At 61.2% G+C, this 24,783-nt stretch carries 22 protein-coding genes; 7 read left to right on the plus strand and 15 right to left on the minus strand.

Annotated elements, in window-relative coordinates; all coding sequences use genetic code 11:
- Positions 1 to 29: 29 nt before the first annotated feature.
- The 5 genes from AC061P_RS01370 to AC061P_RS01390 all read right to left on the minus strand — a co-directional run bounded on the left by AC061P_RS01370 (position 30) and on the right by AC061P_RS01390 (position 4,879).
- The gene (locus tag AC061P_RS01370) at positions 30 to 860 is read right to left on the minus strand and encodes an FAD:protein FMN transferase (protein WP_449648504.1); all 831 of its coding nucleotides are present in this window, start codon (positions 858 to 860) and stop codon (positions 30 to 32) included.
- Positions 860 to 1,369: an FMN-binding protein gene (locus AC061P_RS01375; protein WP_449648503.1), complete on the minus strand. Its 510-nt coding sequence runs from the start codon at positions 1,367 to 1,369 to the stop codon at positions 860 to 862. Before AC061P_RS01375 ends, AC061P_RS01370 begins: the two co-directional genes overlap by 1 nt.
- Positions 1,366 to 2,787 carry a ferredoxin reductase family protein gene (locus AC061P_RS01380; RefSeq protein WP_480391623.1) on the minus strand — a complete coding sequence of 474 codons (1,422 nt, stop codon included), beginning with the start codon at positions 2,785 to 2,787 and terminating at the stop codon, positions 1,366 to 1,368. Before AC061P_RS01380 ends, AC061P_RS01375 begins: the two co-directional genes overlap by 4 nt.
- A 65-nt stretch (positions 2,788 to 2,852) precedes the next feature.
- A complete protein-coding gene (locus AC061P_RS01385; protein WP_449648514.1) occupies positions 2,853 to 4,202 on the minus strand; it encodes a sensor histidine kinase in 1,350 nt (449 codons plus the stop codon).
- Positions 4,202 to 4,879, minus strand: coding sequence for a response regulator transcription factor (locus AC061P_RS01390; RefSeq protein ID WP_449648501.1), 678 nt, complete (start codon positions 4,877 to 4,879; stop codon positions 4,202 to 4,204). The genes AC061P_RS01385 and AC061P_RS01390 overlap by 1 nt, the downstream gene beginning before the upstream one ends.
- 121 nt (positions 4,880 to 5,000) lie before the next feature.
- Between AC061P_RS01390 and AC061P_RS01395 the strand changes: the two genes are divergently transcribed.
- Both AC061P_RS01395 and AC061P_RS01400 read left to right on the plus strand, forming a co-directional pair.
- On the plus strand, positions 5,001 to 6,461 hold the full coding sequence (locus AC061P_RS01395; protein WP_449648500.1) for an aminopeptidase P family protein: 1,461 nt from the start codon (positions 5,001 to 5,003) through the stop codon (positions 6,459 to 6,461).
- Between the two features lie 120 nt (positions 6,462 to 6,581).
- The gene (locus AC061P_RS01400; RefSeq protein WP_449648499.1) at positions 6,582 to 8,048 is read left to right on the plus strand and encodes an SPFH domain-containing protein; all 1,467 of its coding nucleotides are present in this window, start codon (positions 6,582 to 6,584) and stop codon (positions 8,046 to 8,048) included.
- A gap of 85 nt (positions 8,049 to 8,133) precedes the next feature.
- On the opposite strand, the gene AC061P_RS01405 is transcribed toward AC061P_RS01400, so the two are convergent.
- The 3 genes from AC061P_RS01405 to AC061P_RS01415 form a co-directional block, all read right to left on the minus strand.
- Positions 8,134 to 8,277, minus strand: a complete 144-nt coding sequence (locus tag AC061P_RS01405; protein ID WP_449648498.1) for a MetS family NSS transporter small subunit — start codon at positions 8,275 to 8,277, stop codon at positions 8,134 to 8,136.
- Positions 8,274 to 9,857 carry a sodium-dependent transporter gene (locus AC061P_RS01410; RefSeq protein WP_449648497.1) on the minus strand — a complete coding sequence of 528 codons (1,584 nt, stop codon included), beginning with the start codon at positions 9,855 to 9,857 and terminating at the stop codon, positions 8,274 to 8,276. Before AC061P_RS01410 ends, AC061P_RS01405 begins: the two co-directional genes overlap by 4 nt.
- Positions 9,858 to 10,001: 144 nt before the next feature.
- Positions 10,002 to 11,330 (minus strand): flavin monoamine oxidase family protein, encoded by a 1,329-nt coding sequence (locus AC061P_RS01415; RefSeq protein WP_480391624.1) that lies wholly within the window; start codon positions 11,328 to 11,330, stop codon positions 10,002 to 10,004.
- Between the two features lie 144 nt (positions 11,331 to 11,474).
- Between AC061P_RS01415 and AC061P_RS01420 the strand changes: the two genes are divergently transcribed.
- The 4 genes from AC061P_RS01420 to AC061P_RS01435 all read left to right on the plus strand — a co-directional run bounded on the left by AC061P_RS01420 (position 11,475) and on the right by AC061P_RS01435 (position 16,919).
- Positions 11,475 to 12,437, plus strand: a complete 963-nt coding sequence (locus AC061P_RS01420; protein WP_480391625.1) for a metal ABC transporter substrate-binding protein — start codon at positions 11,475 to 11,477, stop codon at positions 12,435 to 12,437.
- A 29-nt stretch (positions 12,438 to 12,466) separates the two neighbouring features.
- Positions 12,467 to 13,240 carry a metal ABC transporter ATP-binding protein gene (locus AC061P_RS01425; RefSeq protein ID WP_480392150.1) on the plus strand — a complete coding sequence of 258 codons (774 nt, stop codon included), beginning with the start codon at positions 12,467 to 12,469 and terminating at the stop codon, positions 13,238 to 13,240.
- The gene (locus AC061P_RS01430; RefSeq protein WP_480391626.1) at positions 13,237 to 14,109 is read left to right on the plus strand and encodes a metal ABC transporter permease; all 873 of its coding nucleotides are present in this window, start codon (positions 13,237 to 13,239) and stop codon (positions 14,107 to 14,109) included. Before AC061P_RS01425 ends, AC061P_RS01430 begins: the two co-directional genes overlap by 4 nt.
- 170 nt (positions 14,110 to 14,279) lie before the next feature.
- On the plus strand, positions 14,280 to 16,919 hold the full coding sequence (locus tag AC061P_RS01435; RefSeq protein WP_480391627.1) for an AMP-binding protein: 2,640 nt from the start codon (positions 14,280 to 14,282) through the stop codon (positions 16,917 to 16,919).
- Here AC061P_RS01435 and AC061P_RS01440 read toward each other — a convergent pair.
- The 7 genes from AC061P_RS01440 to AC061P_RS01470 form a co-directional block, all read right to left on the minus strand.
- Complete coding sequence (locus AC061P_RS01440; RefSeq protein ID WP_480391628.1) at positions 16,900 to 17,973, minus strand: ABC transporter ATP-binding protein; 1,074 nt, start codon at positions 17,971 to 17,973, stop codon at positions 16,900 to 16,902. The two genes, AC061P_RS01435 and AC061P_RS01440, sit on opposite strands and share 20 nt — an antisense overlap.
- On the minus strand, positions 17,970 to 19,505 hold the full coding sequence (locus AC061P_RS01445) for an ABC transporter permease (protein ID WP_449648491.1): 1,536 nt from the start codon (positions 19,503 to 19,505) through the stop codon (positions 17,970 to 17,972). Before AC061P_RS01445 ends, AC061P_RS01440 begins: the two co-directional genes overlap by 4 nt.
- Before the next feature lie 29 nt (positions 19,506 to 19,534).
- On the minus strand, positions 19,535 to 20,575 hold the full coding sequence (locus tag AC061P_RS01450) for an iron ABC transporter substrate-binding protein (protein ID WP_480391629.1): 1,041 nt from the start codon (positions 20,573 to 20,575) through the stop codon (positions 19,535 to 19,537).
- Between the two features lie 106 nt (positions 20,576 to 20,681).
- Positions 20,682 to 21,383, minus strand: coding sequence for a metal-dependent transcriptional regulator (locus tag AC061P_RS01455; protein WP_449648489.1), 702 nt, complete (start codon positions 21,381 to 21,383; stop codon positions 20,682 to 20,684).
- 101 nt (positions 21,384 to 21,484) lie between these two features.
- On the minus strand, positions 21,485 to 22,042 hold the full coding sequence (locus AC061P_RS01460) for a hypothetical protein (RefSeq protein WP_449648488.1): 558 nt from the start codon (positions 22,040 to 22,042) through the stop codon (positions 21,485 to 21,487).
- 266 nt (positions 22,043 to 22,308) lie between these two features.
- Positions 22,309 to 23,757, minus strand: a complete 1,449-nt coding sequence (locus tag AC061P_RS01465) for a cryptochrome/photolyase family protein (protein WP_449648487.1) — start codon at positions 23,755 to 23,757, stop codon at positions 22,309 to 22,311.
- Between the two features lie 30 nt (positions 23,758 to 23,787).
- Positions 23,788 to 24,249 (minus strand): MepB family protein, encoded by a 462-nt coding sequence (locus AC061P_RS01470; protein WP_480391630.1) that lies wholly within the window; start codon positions 24,247 to 24,249, stop codon positions 23,788 to 23,790.
- Positions 24,250 to 24,347: 98 nt separating this feature from the next.
- Between AC061P_RS01470 and AC061P_RS01475 the strand changes: the two genes are divergently transcribed.
- Positions 24,348 to 24,686 (plus strand): hypothetical protein, encoded by a 339-nt coding sequence (locus AC061P_RS01475; RefSeq protein ID WP_449648485.1) that lies wholly within the window; start codon positions 24,348 to 24,350, stop codon positions 24,684 to 24,686.
- The last annotated feature ends 97 nt before the right edge of the window (positions 24,687 to 24,783 follow it).

Here is a 24,783-nt window from a genome sequence, read left to right on the forward strand (position 1 = left end):
AGAAGTTTCCGCGGCATCTGCAACGAGCATTAAGGTGCTGTAACCAGAGAACGCAACACGCCCGGCGTGCTTCGCAACCCGCCCTGAGTATCAACCGTGATGACATCCACATCCCAGCGGTCAGTTACGTCATCGAGCGCATCTTCTCCGCCGGCCACAATCGTTGTCGCCAGAACGTCTGCCGTCACGATGTCATTGGCGATGACACTCACCTGTACGAATACTGCTGGCTCAGCGCTGCCGCCACGCCAAATGTGGTCACCACGCTGAGCGCTACCCGAGGTCGCAATTGCCCGCCGCGGATGCCTCAACTCAAGCGAACAGAGGAGTTGCGTCGGCGAGTGGGGATCCGCAATACCCGCACGCGACGAGTGCGAGAGTGCGGCAGCGGCGGCCGGCGCTCGGATCCCGGCACGCAGAACACCCGGTGGCAGTTGCCCGGCCGGAGCAGGGACCTCGGTGGCTACGCCGGTGGCGGAGACGAGGATGTCGCCACCGACGTTGATGCTCCACTCCGGGCATCCGACTGACGTCAGGTAGGCACCGGCTTGCTCAATTGCTTCGGCCTTGACGATTCCATTGAGATCGATCGTGCCGTCGGGACGGTTCGGGCTGAAGTTGCCTCCAGTGGCCGTGCGCCACTCGAGCGCGCGGGCATAGCTGGCCAGGAGGACGCTGCTGGCAGCAGGCAGAGCGAGTCGACCATCCGCGATCATGCTCAATTCAGAGTCGGGGCGATAGAGGCTGAAACGGTCATCGATCGCGCGAAAGATGCGCTCTAGCTCGGCAACCTCGGAGGCCCAGGCGCTCGGAAGTTCGGTGGAGGCAACCGTGCCCATCGTCTCAAACACGTGCCGCATCAGGCGCCTGCTTGGTCGAGGGCGGACTGCACGGACGCGAGATAGGCCTGGGTCGTGTAGGTGGCGCCGCTCACGTTCGACACCTGAGCGGACTGTGAAGAGAGCACTTCATTGCGCAGGATCGGCGCCGCACGGTTGCTGATCTGAACGGAACGACCATCCGCATCCGTCAGCCGAAGGGCAGTCACATCGCTGATGCTGCCCGAGGCTATGGTTACCGAAACCTGCACATTTCCAAAGCGCGTGCGGATAGTCGACCCGGTGTAGGAGCCGTCGGCCGGTCCCGAAGCCGCTGGGGTGTCCGTTGTTGTGCCGGTGGATGGCGCAGTCGTGCTGGTGCTGCCGGTGCTGCCGGAACCTGAGGACGCGGCGCCGTTGTTGCTTGCCGAATCGATCGGCAACGAGACGGACGTGCCGTCGCTTGTAGTGACGCTAACGCCTGCTTGGTAGCCGACGATGAGCACGCTTGCCGAGGCAAGGATGCTGCCCAGAATTGCTCGAGTTCTCACCAGTCAAACCTTTCTGCATGAATTTGGTGGGGGCGGAGCCCGGCGGCTCGCACATCTTCTTCGACGAGGTCGAGCCACGGTGTCGGTCCACAGAGGTAAACATCGGAGTCAGCCAGATCAGGAAAAGTCGAGGTGAGCGTGACGCCGCGGTCGACGTCGGCCGCCGACATCCAACTTGATGTGTAGCGCGGGCGGTGCCCGATCATCGTGTAGCAGTCGGCGCCCTTTGCTGCAGCGATAGCTCGAATCTCATCCCAGTGGTACGTCTCTTCTGGTGTGCTTGCCCGCAACAGGATTGTGGCGTCGCCCGGAGCGAAACTGGCCTGCTCAAGAAGGGCGCGCACCGGTGTCACCCCAATACCGGCAGCGATTATTGCGAGCTTGGGGGAGGTTCGTGCGGCCGCGGAGAAAAGTCCGTATGGTCCCTCAATGCTGACGTGAGTGCCGATAGGGAGAGCATTGAGCTGCGCGCTTCCGGCACCAAGATTGCGCACGGTAATGCGTGCTGAACGGTCCGTCGGCATCGCTGACAGTGAAATGGGGTGTGAGTGCCACCAGGTACGACCGGTCCAGAAACGCCAGATGAAAAATTGACCACCGGATGCTCCGAGCCCACGCAGCGCATTGCCTTCAAGCTGGATCGTGGTGACTCCGGGAGCAATCTCGGTGACGGCGGCCACGCGCATCCGATGTCTGAGGCTAGAAACTAGTGGCTCGATGAAGCGGAACGTTGCGATAGCGCCGATCGCGACAACATAGAGAGCAATCCAGTACACGCGTTGTGCGGTTCCCTCCGAGAGCACGCCTCCAACGCTGAGCTGGTGGGGGAGTGCGAAGGCGACAGAAACATAACTGAGCAGGTGGATGAGGTGCCAGCCCTCGTAACTGAAACGGCGCCTGACGGCGATGAGTGACGACACCACGACAGCGATAAGTAGGCCAAGGCCGATAAACGCGAGAGGCATGTCTGGCAGAGCCAGCATGGGCCCGATTTCGGCGATGGGGTTTATCCCCGACGCCAGTCCGTAACCGATGAGGAGCAGCAGACCGTGCCCGAGCAACAGGTACAGCGCTGGTTTGCCGAGCGAACGATGGACGGCGATCGCCCTGTCGTGCCCGATGGTCGCATCGATGAGCGGGATCCGCGCCGCAAGCACGAGCATCACCAAAATGAAGTCTGTACCGATGAGCCCAGCGATGATGCCCACGCTGGTGATGATTTCGGCGAGTGAGCCGAATTGGTCAACGCCTCCCGATGCCAGAAAGAGTGCGGCAGCGGCAGCACCCGAAGCCCACAGCGCCATCACGAGCAGATCGGAACGACGAGCTCGGCGTGCAAACGTGCGGCGGTAGTCGGCGGCAGCAGCGTTAGCCAACGGCTGGGCTGAGTCGCGTCGAGCGCGGGTGGGGGTGGTCATGTCACTACTGTGCTGCTGAAAGCTAGGGGTACGCCAAGAAATACGCCCCTATTGGATGAGCGAACTCACATCTTTGGCAGAGTGACAGTCACGCGTAACCCTGTTTCAGTGTTCTCCAGCGCCGCCGTACCGTGGGCCGCCACCGCAATGGCGTGCACGAGAGCGAGCCCGAGACCGCTGCCCCCGGTTGTTGCGGTGCGGGAGTTATCCGGACGGGAGAAGCGATCGAACGCGATCGGGATGAAGTTTTCGGGCATCCCGGGGCCAGTGTCGTGCACATCCAACAGCAGTTGCGTCGCATCCTGATGCAGCGTGGCAACAACTTCGCCACCCGTCGCGAGCGCCGCCAGCGCATTCGACAGCAGATTGTCGACGAGTCGCCCAAATGCTTGAGCACCCACCGCGTAGCTTGTGCTCTCGTCGCCAACGGCGACAGCAAACTCCACCCGCGCCGACTTGGACATGCCTACTAGGCGGGCCCGGTCAATGCTGCCCATGAACTCGTCTACCAGAACGTGGGCGGGGGTGTGCGCATCACTCGAGTCGGTTTCTAACCGGTTCAACTCGAGCAGGTTCGATGCCAGAGATGTCAGCCGATCGACGGATGCCTCAGCCGACGACACCTGGACGGCGAGGGCGGCCGCATTCCCAAAGTCGGCGTGCGCGAGCTCAAGCTGCGTTTTGAGTGCCGCCAGTGGAGTGCGCAACTCATGTGCCGCATCCGACACCATCTGCTTTTCGCGTTCGGTGGAGGCGCGGGTGCTGGCAAGGAACGCGTTGAGGGTTTCGGCGAGGGCAGAGAGTTCATCTCGGGCAGGCCCGACGGGGAGGGTTGCTTCGGAGTCAGCGCTGAACTCTTCGGCTTTGCGACGCATAAGATTCACGGGTCTGAGGGCGACGCTCGAGAGAATCCACGAGGCGAGAGCGAAGCCAGCAAGGAGAACGATGCCGGCGATCAGGAGCACGCGACTGAGGCCGTGGAGCGCGAGCTCGCTAGCGGCGGCGCTGCGTGCCGACCACACCGTCCACGTGCCAGCGGCTGTCGTGACACTATCGCCAGCGACGACAAAGGAGCGTTCTTCGTCGTCACGAAAGAGGAAGGTCTCCGTGACCGGTTCGCGGCGATCGACCGCTTTCTGCACGTCGCGTGGCAGGGTATTGACCTGCACGTCACCTGAGGGATCACGGACATAAATGAGTACGCCCGTTCCCGGATCATCCACATTCTCGTCGGGATTTGCGGTGATGTCGGCGACGAACGGAACGAGATCACTGGTGGCAAGACTGCGATCAGCGTCGGTCAGTATTTGCTCGACCGAGCCGCGCACGACGAGTAGTGCGAGCACCAAGAGCACCGCGACGGCGGCAACGCTGCCCAACGTGATGCGGGCACGGATGGAGAGAGAGGAAAACATCACTCCACCGCCGAAAGCGAATAGCCGATACCGCGCACGGTGCTGATGGTGAGTGCGGACGCGGTCGGTTCAAGTTTGCGGCGCAGATAGCTCACATACTGATCGACGACGTTTGCATCTATGTGGGCGGTCGTTCCCCACACCTCTTCCAAGATCGCGTTCCGTGTGAGCGGTTCGTCGTGATGCGAGGCGAACATCCAGAGCACGGCAAACTCTTTCGAACTCATCGGCAGCGCAGTTCCGGAAACTGTCGCGCGCACGGTCGCGGCGTCGAGCGTGAGGTTTCCGATTCGGAGCGTCGCTTTGCTTGCCGCCGAATCCCGGCGAACGAGAGCACGGATGCGGGCAGAGAATTCGGCGAAAGCGAACGGTTTCGTGAGGTAGTCATCCGCCCCAGAGTCGAGGCCTAGCACCCGGTCTTCGACAGCATCCCGGGCAGTGAGAAGGAGAACGGGCAGCGGATTGCCTTGCTTGCGCAGGTGGCGGCAGATTTCGAACCCGGTCATTTCGGGCAACATGACGTCGATGGCTGCGGCCGAAAACGTGTCTTGCGCAGTAGCAATGAGGGCGTCGACTCCGTTAGTGACGAGTGTCACTTCGTAACCGTCATCCTCAAGGCCCTGTTGAACGAGAGCACCCATGGCGGTGTCGTCCTCCACGACAAGGATCTTGGTCATACGGGCCAGACTACGCCTGTAAAACTGCGACTCCGTGCGGCGCGGTAACGTTGGGGCATATCATTATCGTCGCCGCTAACCCCGGTTTGGTCGATGCTCTTCGTCGTTGAAAGGCTGCCCTATGCCCTCAAGCTCACTCTCGCATCAGGAGGCGGCCCCGGCCACCTCAATGCCTCGACCGACTGTTGGAGATCCGCGACTTCCGCAGCTTCGTGAAGCTACCGGCTTCGTCGAGTACATGGAGACGGGGTGGGCAACTCCCGACCGCACCCCAGATACGGTCCCGGGAATTGCGGCGGCGACTGCCGCCCACCGCGCACGCGTGAGCCCAGCCTTTGCCGGCCGAACCATCGTGCTAGCTGGAGGCAAAGCCCCCGTTCGCGTCAACGACAACTACTACGGGTTCCGTCCAGACAGCAACTTTTTTTGGTTGAGCGGATGCTCGGCAGAAGACGCCGTCTTGGTGATGAGCCCGACCAGTGGCGGCCACGACGCAACCCTCTTCATTCCCGCACCGGCATATCCCGGAGAAGCAGACTTCTTTGCGGATGCCGCCCACGGAGAACTCTGGGTCGGCTCCGCTCCCGGAATGCCCGAATGGACCGCGGCTCTCGAAATTGAAACGAGACCCCTCTCTGAACTTGGGGCGGCGCTGTCTAGCGCGACCGACATCGCGCTCGGCGGTTCGCTGCTCGGCGCGAATCCACTGCTCCATGAGATCCCCGTCTCGCAAGACCTCGGCCGAGTACTCGCCGAGTTGCGGATGATCAAAGACGAGTGGGAGATTGCCGAGATTCGCGGCGCGGTAAACAAGACCATTGACGGCTTCGCGGCAGTTGCGCGAGAGATTCCGCAGGCGATCAAGTTTGGCGGAGAGCGCTGGCTTCAAGGCACCTTCGACCGCCATGCTCGCACTGTCGGAAACGGCACCGGGTACACCACCATCGTGGGAAGCGGAGCGAATGCTCCCGTGCTCCACTGGGTGCGTTGTGATGGGCCAGTGCTGCCCGGCGCCGCCGTGCTGCTCGATATGGGGGTTGAAGCTCGATCCCTCTACACCGCAGACATCACTCGAACGCTCCCGGCATCCGGAACCTTCTCGGCAGCCCAGCGTCAAGCGCACGACCTCGTGGAGAAAGCTCACCGAGCAGGTCTTGCCGCTGTCGGGCCTGGCAAACCGTTCAGCGGTTTTCACTCGGCGGCTCTCGAAGTGATCGCGACAGGTTTGCACGACTGGGGACTGCTCCCGGTTTCGGTTGACGAAGCTCTCAGCCCTCAGGGGCAGCATCACCGTCGCTACATTGTCTGTGGCATCGGACACCACCTCGGTCTCGACGTTCACGATTGCGCGAAGTCGAGCTATGACGCGTATCAGGGGGCTCCAATGGAGCCGGGAATGGTGATGGCGGTCGAACCGGGACTGTACTTCCACGCGTGGGACAACACGGTGCCGCCCGAACTGCGGGGCCTCGGCGTGCGAATTGAAGACAACGTTCTCGTCACGCCGACCGGATCAGAGGTGCTATCTGAAGCCCTCCCGATTACCGCAGACGGCATCGAGGAATGGATGCGCGCGCTCTAGCCTTCGCGTTCATTGCCGTAGCTACAACTGATCCGCACTATTTTCGCCAATCGTTTCACCGAAGTTCTCACAGACCAGCGACAATGGGTGTAGATCGCTCATTTTCTGAAAGGTGCATACATGGAAATCTTCGCCACCGGCGGACTCGTACTCCTCATCGGAATCGGGGTGGTCGTTCTTGTTGTACTTTTCTTGGTCATGTTGCTGATCGCGCGCGCCTGGTTCAAAGTCGCCCGCGCTGACGAGGCCCTCGTGGTTTCGGGCCGATCGCAGAAGGACGGCGCAGGCAACGACTCCGCTGTCACCGTGATCGTCAACGGCAAGGCTTTGGTCAACCCGATCACGCAGCGCCACGAAACGATTTCGCTTCGTTCGCGTCAGGTTTCGATGACTGCTGAGGCGCAGTCGGCAGACAACGTGACCCTCCAGGTTGAAGCCGTCGCCATCGTGAAAATTGGGTCTGATCCTGCCTTGGTTCGTCGCGCTGCCGAGCGTTTCGCGTCTCAGGATGCCGCGATCGAGCAGTTCACGACCGAACAGCTCGAGGGTGCCCTCCGTGGTGTTGTCGCAACCCTCTCGGTTGTTGAGCTGATGCGTGAGCGCAAGAAGTTCTCCGACCAGATCGCGACGGATGTTTCCACCGAGCTCTCTGAGCAGGGACTGATTCTTGACTCCTTCCAGATCAAGGGAATCGGCGACAAGGTCGGTTACATCCAGTCGCTCGGAACTCCGCAGATTGAGTCGAAGCGTCGCGAAGCTGAGTTGGCAACCGCGGACGCTAACCGCGAAATCTCCAAGCGCAACATCACTGTTGCCGAAGCAAACCTGATTGAGCAGACTGCGCTCGACAAGAACACGGCAGACTCCAAGGCCGAGGTTGGAAAGGCTAACGCTGAAGCCGAGCAGGCCGAAGCACTCGCTCGTGCCACGGCAGAGCAGGGTGTTCTTCAGCAGCGTGCCGAGAACCGCCAGGCAGAGCTCGACGCTGACGTGAAGCGCGTCGCCGACGCCAACCTGTACAAGGCTCAGAAGGATGCCGACTCCGACGCCTACCGTCTCGTCAAGGGTGCAGAAGCTCAGGCTCAGATCGCGGCCGTTGAAGCAGAAGCTGTGCGCGTTCGTGCCGCTGCCGATGCGGATGCCGTTCGCCTTTCTGGTGAAGCACGAGCAGCAAGCATTGAGGCAGAAGCAGCGGCTCTCGCTAAGCATCAAGATGCGCTCCTCGCGCAGCGTGCACTCGAGTCGCTTCCGCTCGTCATGGAACAGTGGGCCAAAGGTTACGGCCAGATCGGTTCCGTCACTGTCATCGGCGGCAACGGCTCAAGCGCGGCAGACACCATCGGAAACGAGAGTGCCATCGCGCTGCGCAGTTCATTTGAGTCGATCAAGGCGGCAACTGGCCTCGACCTCGCGTCGATCATCCAGGGCCGCGCAGTCGGTCAGGCTGTCGGTGAAGGCGCTCGCGGCAGTGCCGGCGGCAGCGCAAACGACAGCTCAAGTGACACGGCACTCGCGGCAAAGCTCGCAGAAGTAGCACTCAACGAGACCGCTGCACCCTCTGCACAGAGCAGCGATAGCTCGGAATAATCGCTAAACGGCGAAGGGCGGGCATCCACCAAGGATGTCCGCCCTTCAGCATGTTGCGGGGCTGGTGTTAGTTCTGAGGCTGGTACTAGTCGTCGTCGCTCACGAACTCTGAACCTTCTGGGTACACATCGAGCTGGGGCTTGCGAGCGAGGAAGATGATGCTCGCGATGAGGCCGCCCCACACGAGCACGGCGGCGACGATGAAAAAGGTGATGGCGATGCCGCTCATTTCTTGAGCTCCTTCAGTGCTTGGGCGCTAGGCCACGGGGTGAAATCATCCGGATCGTGCTTCCAGCGCAGGGCGGTCATGGTGATGGAGCCGATGACGATCACGGCAATCGTTCCCCACCCGGCGACGGCGAGATACCAGAGAGGGTAGCCCTCGTAGCCTTCGGTCACGAGCACGATAATCCGCTGGATGAGCATGTAGAGCAGCACGACCGGGGCAAGAACTCCGACGAGAAGTTGCCAGACGCGGCCGACCTTGAACGTGGAAACTGCGCTGAGGTGCGCGGCAAGCTCTGGCCCCTTGCGGAACACCCAAATCACCAGAATGGTGGCCGCTATCGCTGCGCCAACGATGCCAACGTTGTTTGCCCACTGGTCGACAGTGTCAAGGGTGATAACGCCGGTTGTCGTCGAGAACAGCAGCACCGAAACTATGCCCAGCGCTGATCCGACCCGGAGTGAAGCTTGGCGGGCGGTAATCCCGAACTTGTCTTGGAAGGCGGAGGACACCACCTGAAGCACCGACAACAGCGAGGTGAAACCGGCCATCACAAGCGAACCAAAGAAGAGGATGCCGAAGAGCGGCCCGCCAGGCATTTGCGAGACAATCGCCGGGAAGGTGACGAAGGACAGGCTCACTCCGGTGATTCCTTCTAGCTCATCAACGCCAACCCCCTGCTGGAACGCGAAGTAGCCGAGCGTCGCAAACACTCCGATGCCCGCGATGATCTCGAACGACGAGTTGGCGAACGCCACCACAAGCGCGGGCGCCGTGACGTTTGCTTTGCGACTGCGGTACGAGGAGTAGGTGATCATGATGCCGAAGGCGATCGACAGCGAGAAGAAGATTTGGCTGTACGCCGCGATCCAGACGCCCGGGTCGCTCAGAGCGGAGAAGTCTGGAGTGAAGAGAGCATCCAAACCGGTCATCGCGCCGTCGAGGAACAGGGCGCGAACGACGAGGATCAGGAAGGCCACTACAAGCAACGGCAAGAAGATCACGTTGGCGCGCTGAACGCCCTTGGCAATACCCGAGCCGAGCACGGCAAGAACCGCTATCCACACGAGCACGAGGGGGATGAGCACGGCGGGCACGAATTGCGAGCTGAAGCCGGGATCTGACGTCTGCAGGAACTCGCCGAAGAAGAATGCTTGAGTGTCATCACCCCAGCGCAGGTCGAAGCTGAACGTAAAGTAGCTGGCCGCCCACGCGACAACCGCCGCGTAGTAGACGGCGATGACGATGCAGATCCACACTTGGAACCAGCCAAGCGACTCAAGCCACTTGCCGGCCTTGCCTCCGAGACGACGAAACGCGGTCGGCGAAGAACCGCGAAAGCGGTGCCCGATCGCATAGTCGAGGAACAGAATCGGGATGCCGGCGGTGACGAGCGCGATCAGGTACGGAATCAGGAATGCCCCACCCCCGTTCTCGTAGGCAACACCCGGAAAGCGCCATATGTTGCCGAGACCGACGGCGGAGCCGACAGCCGAGAGAATGAAACCCCACTGGCCCGACCACTGCTCACGTGGTCGCGAGGCGACCGATCCGTGTTCTCCCGATTTTTGCTGCACCGACACAGTTGCTCCTCTGCGTAATGACCACCCGAATGGCCGTCGCTGGGGCCGTCCCGAAATTGCGGCCCGCTACCCCCGAAGAGGGTGTTCTCACGTTAACACTCGGGGCCGCCCGATTGCGACATGTGACGACTGAGGGGGCCAGCGTTAGAGCGGATTCGTGAGGTCGGCGAACGGCAGTTGCTGGGCGAGGATGTTTTCTGCTGCGCGGTGACCGGAGTGGAGGGCCGCGGTGACGGTGGCTGGATCATCCGTCCAGGTTGCTTCGCCAGCGAAGTGCAGCACGCCATCGACGGGAGTAGCCAAGAGGTCGTGCTCTTCGGGGGTTGAGCCCGGTTTCATGTACGCGTAGGAACCACGGGAGTATGGCTCATCCTGCCAGTGAGTCACGAGCACATGGGTGGGGGTTTCGACTTGTTCGCCGTAAAGGCCGCGCAGCGCATCCAACACTGATTCGGCGATCTGTTCATCGCTCCACTCGCGCGTTTCAATCGCGCTGGGGCCTGCCGCAAAAGTGAGAAGTGCCGGGATGCCGTGCAGCTCAGTGAGGTCGTACCAAGAATGCCACCACTCTCCAGCTTCGCCCTGCTGGCGGATGGCGTAGACGCCGTCGTCCCAGAACTTGGTCGGAAAACGCATGAACACCTTCTCGAAGTTGTTCATCTCAAAGCCGTTGATGGCGGTGGCAAGCCAGTCGGGCAGTGCGGGGTCGAAGGAAAGATCGCCAGACTGCAACACTCCGATGGGCACGGTGATGACGACTTGGGTAGCGCTGAAGGTGCCGCGGGGCGTGGTGACGGCGGCCCCGTCGCCCGACCACTCGACTTGCGTGACGACATGCTCAAGTCGCACATCGAGCCCGGCCGCGAGGTTCGCCGCAAGCTGGTCGAAGCCATCAGGAAAGACAACCTCGTCACCCTCCACGGTGTCGTCATCGAGCCCATGCGCATCAAGCAGCGCGGCGTGCACCCCGTACTGCTCTTCGGAACGGTGCAGCAGAAACTCCCGCACTCGGTCGGCCCGTTCAGCGGGCCAGTCGAGGGTTAACAGGGTCGCGTCGACGGCATCCTGATACGAGCTTCCAAGAGCGGATGCCCCTACTGTTGCCGCGAGGCGCTGGTCGAACAACCGAACATCGTCGGCAAAGGCGGAGGCGGAGGCATCGCTCAGGCGCTCGCCGGTGGGCGAGAAGTACGCGATGGGGCGGCTGTCGGGCTGGTAGCTGCCAACAGTGAATTCGGCTGTTCGCACGCCGAACCCGCGTACGACATCCGTCAGAGGATTGTTGTCGATGCCGTGAATCCAGGATGCCCCACGATCGCTGACGAGCCCGTCGGAGCGTTCTGTCCACGTGCGGCCACCGACACGATCGCGGGCTTCGAGCACGACAACACTCTGCCCGGCCTGCACGAGAAAGCGCGCGGCGGTGAGCCCAGAAACGCCGGCGCCAATGACGATCGTGTCGAAATATGTCATGGCGTTAGAGTAGCAACGCCTTCTCTCCGGTCGCGTTGCGGCGCACGCGAGAAAGAATGGCAACTTTTACGTCGCGGCGACAATCTGCCAAAACTACGGCTAGACGTACTTTCTTATCAGGCGTCCCCAACATAGGATCAGAAGATGGGCACGGTCACGAACGCAGGGCGGCGGAAGAGCATCCGAATGTCGCTGGCCGCTGCCATCGTCACCTCCGTTGTTGCCCTGCTCGGGGCATGCACCAGCGCACCGGATGCCGCAGCAACCGTAGACCCCGACGACCAGCGCCCCGTCGTGCTCACGACCTTCACTGTGCTCGCCGATATGGCCCAAAATGTGGCCGGCGATCACCTCCGGGTGGAATCCATCACCAAGGTGGGTGCCGAGATTCACGGCTACCAGCCGACCCCCGGCGACATCGCCAAGGCGGCTGACGCTGACCTCATTCTCGACAATGGTCTCAACCTTGAGGCGTGGTTTTCGCAATTCGTCGATGGTCTTGATGTTCCTCATGTTGTGGTGTCTGAGGGTGTTGAGACGATCAGCATTGCGGAAGATGCCTATGAGGGGTTGCCGAATCCGCACGCCTGGATGAGCCCGCTGAACGCCCAGATTTATGTCGACAATATGGCGGAAGCGTTCGCCGAGCTTGATCCAGAGAATGCTGCCGATTACGCCTCCAATGCCGACAGCTACAAGAACGCGCTGCAAGCTGTGAATGACGAACTCACCACCGAACTGGCGACACTCGCCCCCAACCAACGCGCCCTCATCACCTGCGAAGGCGCCTTCTCCTATCTGGCACGGGATGCCGGCCTCAGCGAACACTACCTGTGGGCGGTCAACGCCGAACAGCAGTCCACTCCGCGTCAAGTTGCCGCCATCATCGACTACGTTCGCGACAACGACGTGCCTGCCGTGTTCTGCGAATCGACCGTCTCTGATCGCACCATGCAACAGGTGGTCGAAGCGAGCGATGCTGTCTTCGGCGGCACCCTCTACGTGGATTCGCTGTCGGCGGCCGATGGACCCGTTCCGACCTACCTTGAGCTGTTGAGGCACGACGCGAAACTCGTGATTGACGGGCTGACGGGAGCCGGATCGTGACGCGAGCAGAGCAGACACCCGAAATCGGCGTGGGTGGGGGAGCCGCGGCATCCGCCCGGTCCGACACCCCCGCAATCAGCGTTCGGAACGTCACGGTGCACTACGGCGATGTGTTGGCGCTTGATGACGTGAGCATTGAGGTCGCCGCAGGCCAAGTGTGCGGCTTGATCGGCATGAACGGTTCGGGCAAGTCGACCCTGTTCAAGACGATTACGGCGATGGTGCGGCCCGACCGTGGCACGGTCACGCTGGGTGGTCGTGCACCGGTGGTCGCCCGCAAGGCTGGTGCTGTCGGCTATGTTCCGCAGAGCGAAGAAGTGGATTGGGCGTTCCCGATTTCGGTGCGGGATGTCGTGATGATGGGTCGCTATGGCCACATGGGTTTCACTCGCAGCCCCCAGTTCGCCGATCGTGCGGCCGTGGATGAGGCCCTCGCCAGGGTCGAACTAACGGACCTTGCTGACCGCCAAATCGGGCAGCTCTCGGGTGGTCAAAAGAAGCGCACGTTCGTGGCTCGCGGAATTGCTCAGGAAGCGAGCATCCTGCTCTTGGATGAGCCGTTCGCTGGGGTCGACAAGCGTTCAGAGGCCACCATCACGGCAGTGTTGCGTGAGCTCGCCCACGATGGGGCAACAGTGCTGGTCTCCACTCACGACTTGAATTCACTGCCCCAGCTTGCCGATGAAGCGATCCTGCTCATGCGCAGCGTTCTCCTGCAGTCCACTCCCGCCGAGGTGCTGAGGCCCACCAATCTCGCCCGCGCATTCGGGCTCGATGTTCACGCGCCGGAGGAGAACGAATGAGCCCCCTCGACTTTCTCCTCGAACCGCTGAGCTATGACTTCATGCAGCGGGCAATGGCCACGAGCGTCATTGCCGCCATCGTGTGTGCGGTGTTGTCATGCTGGCTCGTGCTCGTCGGCTGGTCACTCATGGGGGATGCGGTTTCGCACTCGGTGCTGCCCGGCGTGGTTCTCGCCTATGTGGTCGGGGCGCCGTTCGCGCTCGGTGCTCTCATCTTCGGCTTCCTCGCTGTCGGACTCATCGGTGCGGTGCGCAATACCAGCAGGGTCAAAGAGGATGCCGCGATCGGCATTGTCTTCACCACCCTCTTTGCGCTCGGGCTCGTTCTCATTTCGGTGATTCCCTCGCAGACCGATCTCAACCACATCATCTTCGGCAACCTGCTCGGGGTTTCCTCTGCAGACCTCCTTCAAGTGGTGATCCTCGGCGTCGTGACGTTCAGCATCCTGATCATCAAACGTCGCGACTTCACTCTCTACGCCTTCGACGCTACCCACGCCCACGCTATTGGCCTCAACCCCAAGGTTCTCGGAGCCGCCCTGCTCGGCCTGCTCGCCCTCACCTCAGTCGTCGCCCTGCAGGCGGTCGGGGTCGTGCTCGTCGTGGCATTGCTCATCATCCCCGGCGCGACCGCCTACCTGCTCACCGACCGCTTCTCGCGCATGCTGGTGATCGCCCCGGCGCTGTCGGCGCTCGCGGCAATCGTCGGGCTGTACCTCAGCTACTACCTCGACACGGCATCCGGCGGAATGATCGTGCTCGTTCAGGGCTGCGTCTTTGCGCTGGTGTATCTCTTCAGCCCGAAGCAGGGTCTCATTGGAAAGCAGATCGGTGCGAGCAGGCGGCGACGGATGCTCGCAGCACGGTAGTTGCCGGATCCGAATAATAGGTTAGGCTTACCTAATCAATTTAAAGGAAGTCGGATGACCAGTACACGTGACGCCAAACGCAGGGGACACCCCCGGACGGATGGCGCTGACCCGGCCTCCCCTCGCTGAGCCTGCAGATGATCACGACCACAAGGACTGGGAAAACTGCATTGACTCTCCCCCAGGGAGAAACCCACAATGTTGCCTTGGTTGCGGACGACGGCGAATTAACCTACGGCGACATTCGCGAACGAATCAACGCCCGGCGGGATGAGCTGGGCCCCACACGGCGACTAGTAATGATCGAAGCCGCGATGGCGGTAGAGCCGGTTGTCACCTACCTCGCGTCACTCGAAGCGGGGCATCCGGTGATGTTGGTCGAACCAGCCAGCCCGACACACGGTGATGCGACTCATTCACGAATCGACTCCCTAGTAAAACGATTCGATCCCGATGTGTTCGCCGTGTCCGAAGCAGATAGCTGGATGCTCCATGAAACGCGAACCGGCACGCGGCATGAGCTTCACCCTGACCTCGCAATGCTGGCAACGACATCCGGATCGACGGGGTCACCTAAAGTGGTGCGTCTCTCGCGCGGAAATCTTCTGTCGAACGCCTCAGCAATTTCTCAGTACCTCGAACTTGACGTTGCAGACCGTGCCATGACGACGTTGCCACTGCATTACTGTTACGGCCTGTCAGTACTCAACAGCCACCTCTTTGCTGGGGCATCGGTGCGCCTGAGCCCACGATCTGTCCTGGACCCAGAATTGTGGGACGAGTTTGAGGAGGCACGGGCAACGTCATTTGCTGGGGTCCCGCATACCTTCGAGCTACTGGAGAAGAGTGACTTTGCGACGCGCAATCTCTCATCCTTGCGCTACATCACCCAGGCCGGCGGAAGGCTCGATCCAGAGCGAGCCCGACGATTCATCCAGCTAGGTCGCCATCGTGGCTTCGACTTCATCTCCATGTACGGACAGACTGAAGCGACAGCTCGCATGGCTTACATTCCCAGTGATCTCGCCGAAATTGCGGTCGGCACCATCGGCGTTCCCATCCCCGGCGGCCAATTTCGAATTGATGCCTCGCCTGGCTCTGAAGTTGGAGAGCTCGTCTACCGCGGCCCCAACGTCATGATGGGTTACGGAGAGCAGCCATCAGATCTCGCGCTCGGCAACACCGTGCACGAGCTATTCACGGGAGATCTTGGCCGACAGCGCCCTGACGGACTTTACGAAATTGTGGGACGCAGTAACCGCCTCACCAAGATATTCGGATTGCGAATCGATCTCGACCACGTCGAGCAGCTCTTCGAAAGCACCGGAATGATCGTGAGAGCAGTCAGCTCCGACGATAACCTCATCCTTTTTGTCACCGTAGAGCGCCAAGTCAGGCCGGCAGCAGAATACGCATCGTCACAGTGGGGCCTGCCCGCTCACGCGGTTAAGGTTCACTCAATCGCAGAATTTCCGCGGACATCGAGCGGCAAAGTCGATACGGTTGCGCTTCTGCGCTATGCCAACGATCGCAGCGCCGAGGACAACAGCGCCGACTTAGACACTGTCACGAAGGATGCAGTGACTGCGGAGACCCTGAGGGCACGAGTCGCGCATCTGCTGGGTGCGCCTCACGCTGTCCTCAGCGACTCCTTCGCCGGGTTGGGAGGGGATTCTCTGAGTTATGTCGAGGTCTCACTTCACCTCGAAGAACTTTTGGGAGTGCTCCCTCGCGCGTGGCCGGCGATGTCAATGACCGAGCTCGCAACCTACGCGGTGAGGGATCAGCCGCGCCTACCATTCGACCCCAACTCACTCTCAGGAAGCGATGAAACGGAGTCGATTCCGCGCCGAGCTCGCGCTCGCCGCGCGTTCAGGTGGTTCACGCAACGATCGCCCCGCATCGAAGTGCCCATCGTGCTCAGGGCGCTGGCGATTCTTCTCATCGTCGCAACCCACGCCGACCTCGTATTCATTCAGGGTGGGGCACATTTACTCCTAGTTGTCGCCGGCTACAACCTTGCACGCTTTCAGCTAGCGAACCGATCGAATCGACGCCGGACCCGGGCGATGCTGGCCGGTGTTGCCTCCGTGGCAATTCCCGCGATTACGTGGATCGGACTCGTCGCGGTGGTGGCCGGAACCTACGCGACAACAACCGTTTTCCTCGCTAATAGCTTCGCTGGCAGCGCGCACTGGACACCTCAATGGCACTACTGGTTTCTGGAGGCGATGCTGTGGACAATGCTGGCCATCGTGGCTCTGCTCGCCATACCGGCTGTGAGCGAGTGGGAGCGCCGCTGGCCCTTTACCTTTGCGCTCGGGGTGCTGGCGATAACGCTCGTAGTGCGCACCATTGCGTTGGGCGGGGTTCAGGCAGAGGGCACGGAGAAGTATGCGGTCACAACAGTTGCCTGGCTTATCGCCCTCGGCTGGGTGATCGCACGCATTGCATCCACAACACAGCGCCTCATTGTTTCGGTATTGGCTGTCGTCTGCGTCGTAGGATTTTTCGGCGAGCCGCTACGAGAAGCAATCGTCATCTGCGGTGTGCTGGTGCTGTTGTGGATTAGTTCCGTACCCATACCGCGTTGGCTCGTTGGCGTGGTGTCTACGCTGGCCAGCGCATCATTCTTTATCTATCTCATTCATTGGCAGATCTATCCTGGGATCGAAACGCACTCGCCGCTATTGGCGACAGTGGCCTCGTTGATCGCCGGAGTGGCGGCGTGGGCGATCTACTCGTTCGCTCTGAGTCGCGGCCGCACCGTTCTCTCGAAACTCGCTTCGGCTAATTCCCGAACTCAGTGAGGTGGTGCTCGGCCGCGCTGGCCGGATACAACACTGCTCCGCCATCCACTTTCAACCCCACCACGGTGCCGAGAACTAGTGACTGAGTTTGGTGCGACGGAACGGCGAGCGAGATCGTCGTGGGATGTTGCCCCAATGTACGCACCGAAAGCAGCGCGGTCGGCCCGATGTGTCGTACCCCTTCAACTGAAGCACTGCACTCGGAAAGGTCGGTGGTCAACGAGACTTGGGCGGGACGGACCATGGCTGTCACCCATTCGGCTCCGCGACTATGGTCGTGCCGCACGCGTATTCTGCCCAGCGCAGAGTCAACCTCATTCTCAACTCGCACTGCGGGCATCAGCACAACCGATCCCATCAGTGCGGCGATTTCGATCGAAGTCGGCGCATCGAATACGGTCTCTGGCGTGCCCGACTGACTCAGCGATCCATTAATCATCACCGCAATACCATCACCGAACGAGAGTGCCTCTTCTCGATCGTGGGTGACAAGCACTGTGGTCGTTCCGCTGCGCTCAAGTGCGCTAATCACCGCGGCCCGGGTTTGTTCACGCAACCCAGTATCGAGTGCGCTGAAAGGTTCATCGAGCAGCACGACTGCTGGTCCCGGTGCAAGGGCGCGGGCAAGCGCGACTCGTTGCTGCTGGCCCCCCGAAAGCTGATGAGGATATCGCGTGGCGAGAGCGGGATCGAGAGACGCAAGCTTCATGACCTCGACAACACGTTGCGTTCTGCCGGAGCGGGGCAACCCAAATCCGATGTTTGCGGCAACGGAAAGGTGGGGAAAGAGGGCACCATCTTGAGCGACATAGCCGATTCCGCGTCGGTGTGCGGGCACGCTACGTTCTGGGGTCGCGAGCATTCGACTGCCCAAAGAGATTTCACCGCTATCAGGCTCAATGAAACCCGCAATTAGGCGAAGAAGAGTGGTTTTTCCGCATCCGGAGGGCCCCACGATGGCGGTACGGGAACCCTGAGCAACGTCGAGCGAAATATCGCTTAAGACAGGCGTTGTGCCGAACGATCTGCCGACACCGCTAATGTGCAATTTCACCGTGCTCTACCCCTCGTCTGGGCAAAGAGTAAAGCCACAGCGGGAATCGAGAGTAGCACCAGAGTTATCGCGTAGGGTGCTGCGCCCGGATAGTCGACCGAAGAAGCGGCCGACCAAAACTGGGTTGCGAGAGTTCGAGTTCCGGTCGGGGCTAAGAGAAGTGTGGCGGTCAGCTCATTCGCGGCTCCGAGAGCCACGAGCGCGCCCGCCGCCGCGATTGCTGGAACGAGCAACGGAAGCGTGACCCGAAGCCGGGCGACGAGGGGCGGTGTTCCCAGCGCCCGGGCGGCTTCTTCCAATGATTCAGGCACCTGCGCGAGACCGGCGCGCAATGTAACCAGTGCTCGCGGGAGAAAAATAATGACGTAGGCCGCTACTACCGTCGCGGGTGTCTGATAAAGCCCTGGTGCAACGGTGAGCGTGACGGTCACCAGAGCGAGTGCGACGATTATTGCGGGCAGGCTGCTAGCGATCGAATAACCACCTTCGAGAAATCTGCTCAATCGCGACGGATGCCGAGTTGCGAGCCAGGCAACCGGAAGCGCGACCAGGATCGCCCCGATTGCCCCGCCGAAGGAAAGTAGCGCTGTGTCAGTCAATGCGCGCCAAAGCCCATCGAGCATCTCGGGTGTCATGGCGAGCGACCATCGAATAACGCTAACCATCGGCACAATCGTTGCTAACGTTCCGAGCGCCACGATGGCAAGAATCGCGAACGGGGTAAGCCTGCCAAGTTTGACGAGTTGGGCCGGCCGCGCACTGCTCGCTCCGACATAAGCGTAGCGAGCACGTCCTCGTGCTGTAGCTTCTATCGCCAGCACAATTATGCTCAACAGTGCCAGCACAATACCGAGCGAGGCCGCAGACGGTCCAGCGAATGTCGATTGGTAAGCGACCACGATTGCGGTGGTGAAAGTATCGAATCGGATGAACGCGAACGCGCCGTATTCGGCAAGAAAGTGGAGAGCGACGATGAGGCCCCCGCCGAGAATGGCGAGCCGCAGCTGCGGAACAACGACTCTGAGAAGAATCGCTCCCTCTTTCAATCCGAGTGAACGTGCGCTCTCTTCCAAGCTCGGGTTGAGACCGCGCAGGGTGGCAAGTGCCGGGAGGTACACGAGCGGATAGTACGCGAGCGTAGCCACGAGGAGCCCTCCGCCTAGACCTTGGATGGAAGGAACGACGCTAGCCCAGCCGTAGCTGCTGACGAAGGCGGGGATGGCCAGCGGTGCAACAGAGAGGATGGCGAAGAAGCGCCGGCCCGGCAGATTGGTGCGTTCAACCAGCCAGGCACTCCCGACTCCGAGCACAATGGTGAGGGGAACCCCGAGGACGAGGATCAGCACAGTATTGCTCAACAGCTCGCCCACTCGGGGGCGCAGGAGCAGTGCCGCAAGCTCGTCGGTGCCGATCCTGGCTGTCGCCTCGATGACGTAGCCGACAGGAACTAGCATCCCGATGGCGAGAACCACCACAATCACGAGCAATGCCCGGGAGGGTGGTGGGGTCATCGTGGTCGTTAGTCGCTGCATGCGCGCCACTTTCGCCACATTCGGAATCTTCAGAGGAGCCCTGCTTGCATCATGAGGTCGAGAACCTCGGGACCGTTGAGGGTTGACGGGTCGATGATGGGTGCATCAAGAGAATCGAGGCTGGGTAGCGACGCTTTTGCGGGAACGTCGCTGCCAACCGGGTATTCGAAGCTGTAGCCTTCGCCAAGAATTGTTTGCCCCGAAACGCCGGCGATAAACTTCAGAAATTGCTGGGCGTTGTCGGCATTCTTGCTCGATTTGAGCACGCCACCACCGGAGATGCTGACAAAGGCCCCAGGGTCCTCATTGCCGAAGTAGTGAAGCTTGGTGTTGCCACTGTTTTCTCCTCCGGAGTCAGAATCACGGAACCAGTAGTAGTGGTAGATGATGCCGCCGGCGATCTCGCCAGCGTTGACCGCTTTCATCGTGACTATGTTGTTGCGGAAGGTCGTCGCGTTTGCTTTCATCCCGGAGAGCCATGCGGCCGTCGCATCAGGGCCTTCGGTTTCCAGAATCGCGGAAACGATTGCCTGAAAATCTGCGCCAGAGGGGGCCCCGCCCCAGTTTCCTTTCCAGCTCGGATCTTGCAGATCCAAGATCGAAGTGGGGAGGTCAGACTCTGCGAGAAGCTCGGGGTTGTAGACGAAGACAGCCGAGCGCGCCGCGATCCCCGTCCACAGTCCGCTAGCTGGCCGGTACCGCTCCGGAACCAGATCGAGCGTTGCAGGGTCTACGGGTGCAAGCAGGTCAGCATTTTCGACCAAAGACATGGCGGGGGAGTTTTCGGTGAGAAACACATCGGCGCGCGAAGCATCACCTTCGGCAACAAGCTGATTGCCAAGTTCACTGTCACCGCCGTGGCGAAGCACCACGTCGATTCCCGTTTGAGCGGTGAACTCTTTCACCCATTCTTCGGTGAGCTGTTCGTGCTGGGCGTTGTACACAACCAGTGCGTCTTCGCTGGCGTCCTGAACCCCGGACTCGTCACCGGTGCCGCTGGTGCTCGTGCATCCACTCAGTAGCAGGCTCGCGGCGGCAAGTGTCGCGGTGATGGTCAGGAATTTTCTCAAAACTGGAGCCTTTCAGGAGTGCAAGATTAGATAAGGCTATCCTAAGTGATCCTGATTGTTGTAGCCCGCTGAGCATCTTGGCAGGGGAGCGCAAGCGTGCTGAACGCTAGCTCGTGGCGGTGCTTGGCGTCATGGTTCCGCCGGAGACGTAGAGTGCGTCGGCAGCAGTGCGACCCAAGCTGATTGCGTTATCGGACCCACCAACTGTGACGTCGAGGGCGTCGGAATACGGCGCGCCCGCACGGACCGCAAGGGTGGCGGCAAAGACGATGCCGCGTTCTTCAAAGAATTTCAACAGCTCGGGGTCATCATCGGAGATGCGCTCGACTACCACGGTGCTACCGGGGGCGATGCGGCTCAACTGCACGGCATCCGGAATCGTCACGGTGCCATCAGCGCTCGGGATGGGGTCGCCGTGCGGGTCGCGGGTCGGGTGCTCAAGAAATTCGTCGATGCGCTCAACCATGAAATCCGAGACTGCATGCTCGAGGTTTTCGGCCTCATCGTGAACCTGATCCCAGCCGTAGCCGAGCACGCTCACCAGAAAAGATTCGATCAGACGGTGGCGGCGAACCATGGCCACTGCGTGAGCACGGCCGACATCGGTGAGCGCGATGGAACCGTAACGAGCATGGTCAAGGAAGCCCTGATCGGTGAGGCGACGTACGGCATCCGAGACGCTCGAGAGAGTTAGGCCGGTCTTTTCGGCGATCACCGTGGCGGTGACGGGGACGTCGGACCACTCCGAAAGACCCCACACAGCCTTCAAGTAGTTCTGGGTACTGACCGAGAGCTCCGTGACCGACATGCGCCAAGTCTAGAGCCGAAGATTCAACTACGGCTAGACGTAGTTAACGACGCTTGCCCCCGCCCGGAGAACAGGGGGCGGGGGCAAGCGGGTCGAGAAAGTTAGTTGAACATTCCGTCGAGACCAAGGTCACCGGTGATGTCACCGATGAGGTCGTCGGTGTCGATAACACCATCGAGGATGTCGTCAACGTTTGCACCGTCAGTAACGTCGGTCACTACGTCGGTTGCATTGTCGACAACGTCGGTCACCTGAGTGGCGTTGTCCACGACGTCAGAGACGTTGGTGCCGTTGGCGATGTCGCTCACGTTGGCGGAATCGCTAACGTTTCCCACTGCGGTGTCGTTGCCCGAAGCAACAGGAGCGTTCACTTCGTTGCCTGACGCGATAGCGTTTCCGTTGAGAAGGTCACCGTTGAGGATGCCGCCGCCGAGAATGTCGCCACCGAGGACGTCGCTGCGCAGAAGGTCAACGTCGCCAACCTGAGGCGCGATCAGCACCGGAATGTCAGTGCTGCTGGAAGATGAGTAGGAGTAGCCTTTCGTCGAGGAGTCGCTGTCGCCGGTTGCTGCCATGGCGGGAGCTGCGGCTCCAACTGCGATCAGTGCTACTGCTGTAGCGGTTGCGCCGATCGTGGTCTTCTTCGTGAATGCGTTCATTTCTGAACTCCTTCTTACGTTGTTGGTCTCCGTGGAGGCCCTGCGTCTCGAGGCTTTCCCGAGCCGCAATGAGTACTCCGGAGCGCGCCTGTAACCGGTTTGGGGGTCATTTCGAAAAAGTTCGAAAGTGGCCAATTTGGGGTGCAGATTGGGTCGGTTGTGTCGTCTAGATCCGCATGATTCCGGGGGAGTTTCACTAGCTGGCAGTCAACTGAGCGGAGTCTGACGAAACGCCTAGTGGTGAATGCAGTGCTGCATCCGCGTGCCTAGTCGGAGGCGGCGGCAGCCTTCACTGCGGTGTAAGCCTCGAGGGCCTCGCGGCGGGTTTCGGCGAGGTCGACGATCGGTTCGGGATAGGCGTCGGTGCCGAGTTCGGGAATCCAGCACGAAACGTATTCGCCCGTGGGGTCGAACTTTTTCTGCTGCAAGACCGGATTGAAGACGCGGAAGTAGGGGGCGGCATCCGCACCGGATCCGGCAACCCACTGCCAGTTGGCGGGGTTGCTGGCCTCGTCGGCGTCAACGAGGGTGTCCCAAAACCACTGTTCGCCAGCTCGCCAATCGATGAGCAAATTCTTGATGAGGAAGCTCGCGACGACCATGCGCACGCGATTGTGCATCGTGCCGGTATTCCAGAGTTCGCGCATCCCGGCATCGACGAGGGGGATGCCGGTGCGGCCGCGGCGCCACGCTTCGACCTCGCTTATGCCTGCCGGTGCGTCGACGCCGCCGATCTCGTCGACGGTGTAGCCCCAGGGGAAGGCGTTGTAGGCGGGACGGTAGTTGTCGGTCGCGAGGCGCGGGTTGTCGAAAAGCAGCGCAGTCGAGAATTCACGCCAGCCGATTTCGCTGAGGAATTTGGCGACGTTCTTGCGGGCGGCGGTGGACACGTCGGCGGAGCCGTTGCCGGAGTTGCTGCCGTCGCCTCGCAGCCGGTGCCAGATCTGGGTGGGGCTGATCTCCCCGAACCGCAGGTGTGGGCTGAGTCCGCTCGTTGCGTCGACGGCAGGCTCATCGCGCCGGTGGTAGTCGGCGAGGCGTTCGGCAACGAAGTTCTCGAGCCGATCGAGCGCGCCCGCCTCACCGGGAGTCCACGTCTCGCGCAGTCCCTCGGCCCAGTCAGGGCGCGTGGGCAGAAGGTTCCAGTCGGCGAGGTCGTCGCTCACGGGAGAGGCGGCTGGCCAACTCAGCTCGGCCTTCGTTGGCGCCGGCAGTGCATCCCGCACCGGACTATCTTGCGCCGCACGCCAATACGGGGTGAAGACCTTGTACGGCTCGCCCTGCCCATTGCGGATGTGCCACGGCTCGTTCAGTAGATTGCCCTGATGACTTTCGACCGTGAGGCCCTGTTCGCGCAAACTTGTTTTGAGGCCCGCGTCAATATCGCGGGCTGCCGTGTAGCGGCGGTTCCAGTGCACCGCGGCGGCGCCGAGCTCGTCCACGAGCGTCGGCAGCACCTGCGCGGCCGGGCCGTGACGCAGCGTCAGTTGGCCGCCCAGATTCTGCAGGGCGGCATCCAGAGCAGTGAGGCTGTGATGCAGCCACCACTTGCTTGCCGAGCCTAGCGGGCGGATGCCGTCGCCGGTTTCGTCATGAATGTAGACGACCACAAGCGGTCGGCCTTCGCTTGCGGCGGCGGTTAGCGCAGGGTTGTCGGCTAGTCGCAGGTCGTTGCGCAGCCACACGATGGAGGGCTGATTCTGGTTTCCGCTCACGCCTCAACTCTAGGGTCGGCGGCTGACTATTTAGCTGAGCAGGTGAAAGTGCTCGCATTGCCACTGCTGGGTGTTCTGGGCTTGGTTGTTGCGGGTGTCTGCCCACGGCGGGTACACGCGAAAGCCGCGTTTGCCGCCATGCCCGTCGACTGAGACGATGCCGCGGGCGATCAGCACGCTGAGGGAAAAGACGAAGGCGCCGAAGCCGCTGCTGTCGCGGCTGACCACGACAAGTTGCTGGGTGCCATCGTTGCTGCGAAATGGTTGAGTAGTGCCATCAGTGTGTCGGCGCCAGACGGCTACGAAGAGCCCGGGTTTGGTGGGGGTGAGTTTCGCGACCCGGTATCGGGTGTGGGCGGGGGTCGTGGTGAATGCACCGTACACGCCGTTGTCGGGTTCAGCCACGAGTTGTGTGCTGTCGGGGAAGAGGTTGCCGAGTGAGCGAATAGCGTGCGCGATGTCGGGATGCAGTGGAGCAGTAGTCACGGTCATCCGTTCGGTTCAGGTGTCGTGTCAGCCTATGTCGCAGTGCGTGCGATTGCTTTCGGTACGGGCTGGCGGAGCATCGTGTTCTGGGTAATACTCAGGGAATGACTTCCCGTGCCGATCGCACCGTGAATGAGCACCATCAAGTATTCGGTGTATTGCTCTTTGTCTTTGCCGGCTGCGGATTCATGGCGCTCTGCGTGCTGGCGGGTACCGCGACGATTATGGCGAGCCAGGTTGCTGCTGTCGTTCCCGTTGTGTGGGATAGCCAGGCGCTTATCGTGGCTGGTGTCGCGTGGTGGACGGGGCTCGCGGCGGCGTTGGCGGGGCTCGCGATCTGGATCATCCGGTCGAAGACGAGAAGACCACTATTGCCGTGGGCGATTGTTGACTGTGCCCTGATGGCTGTTCTCGTGGTGGTGGTGTTGCTTTTCGGCTTTTAGCGGTGCCCGTCACATCAGATGGTTGGCGCCTGCGGGGCGGTGTTGTTGGGGGCGTAGACTCGCGCAAAACAGTCGTCGGTGTCGATGGCGGTGTTTC

The sequence above is a fragment of the Rhodoglobus sp. G.S.4 genome, assembly GCF_056619605.1.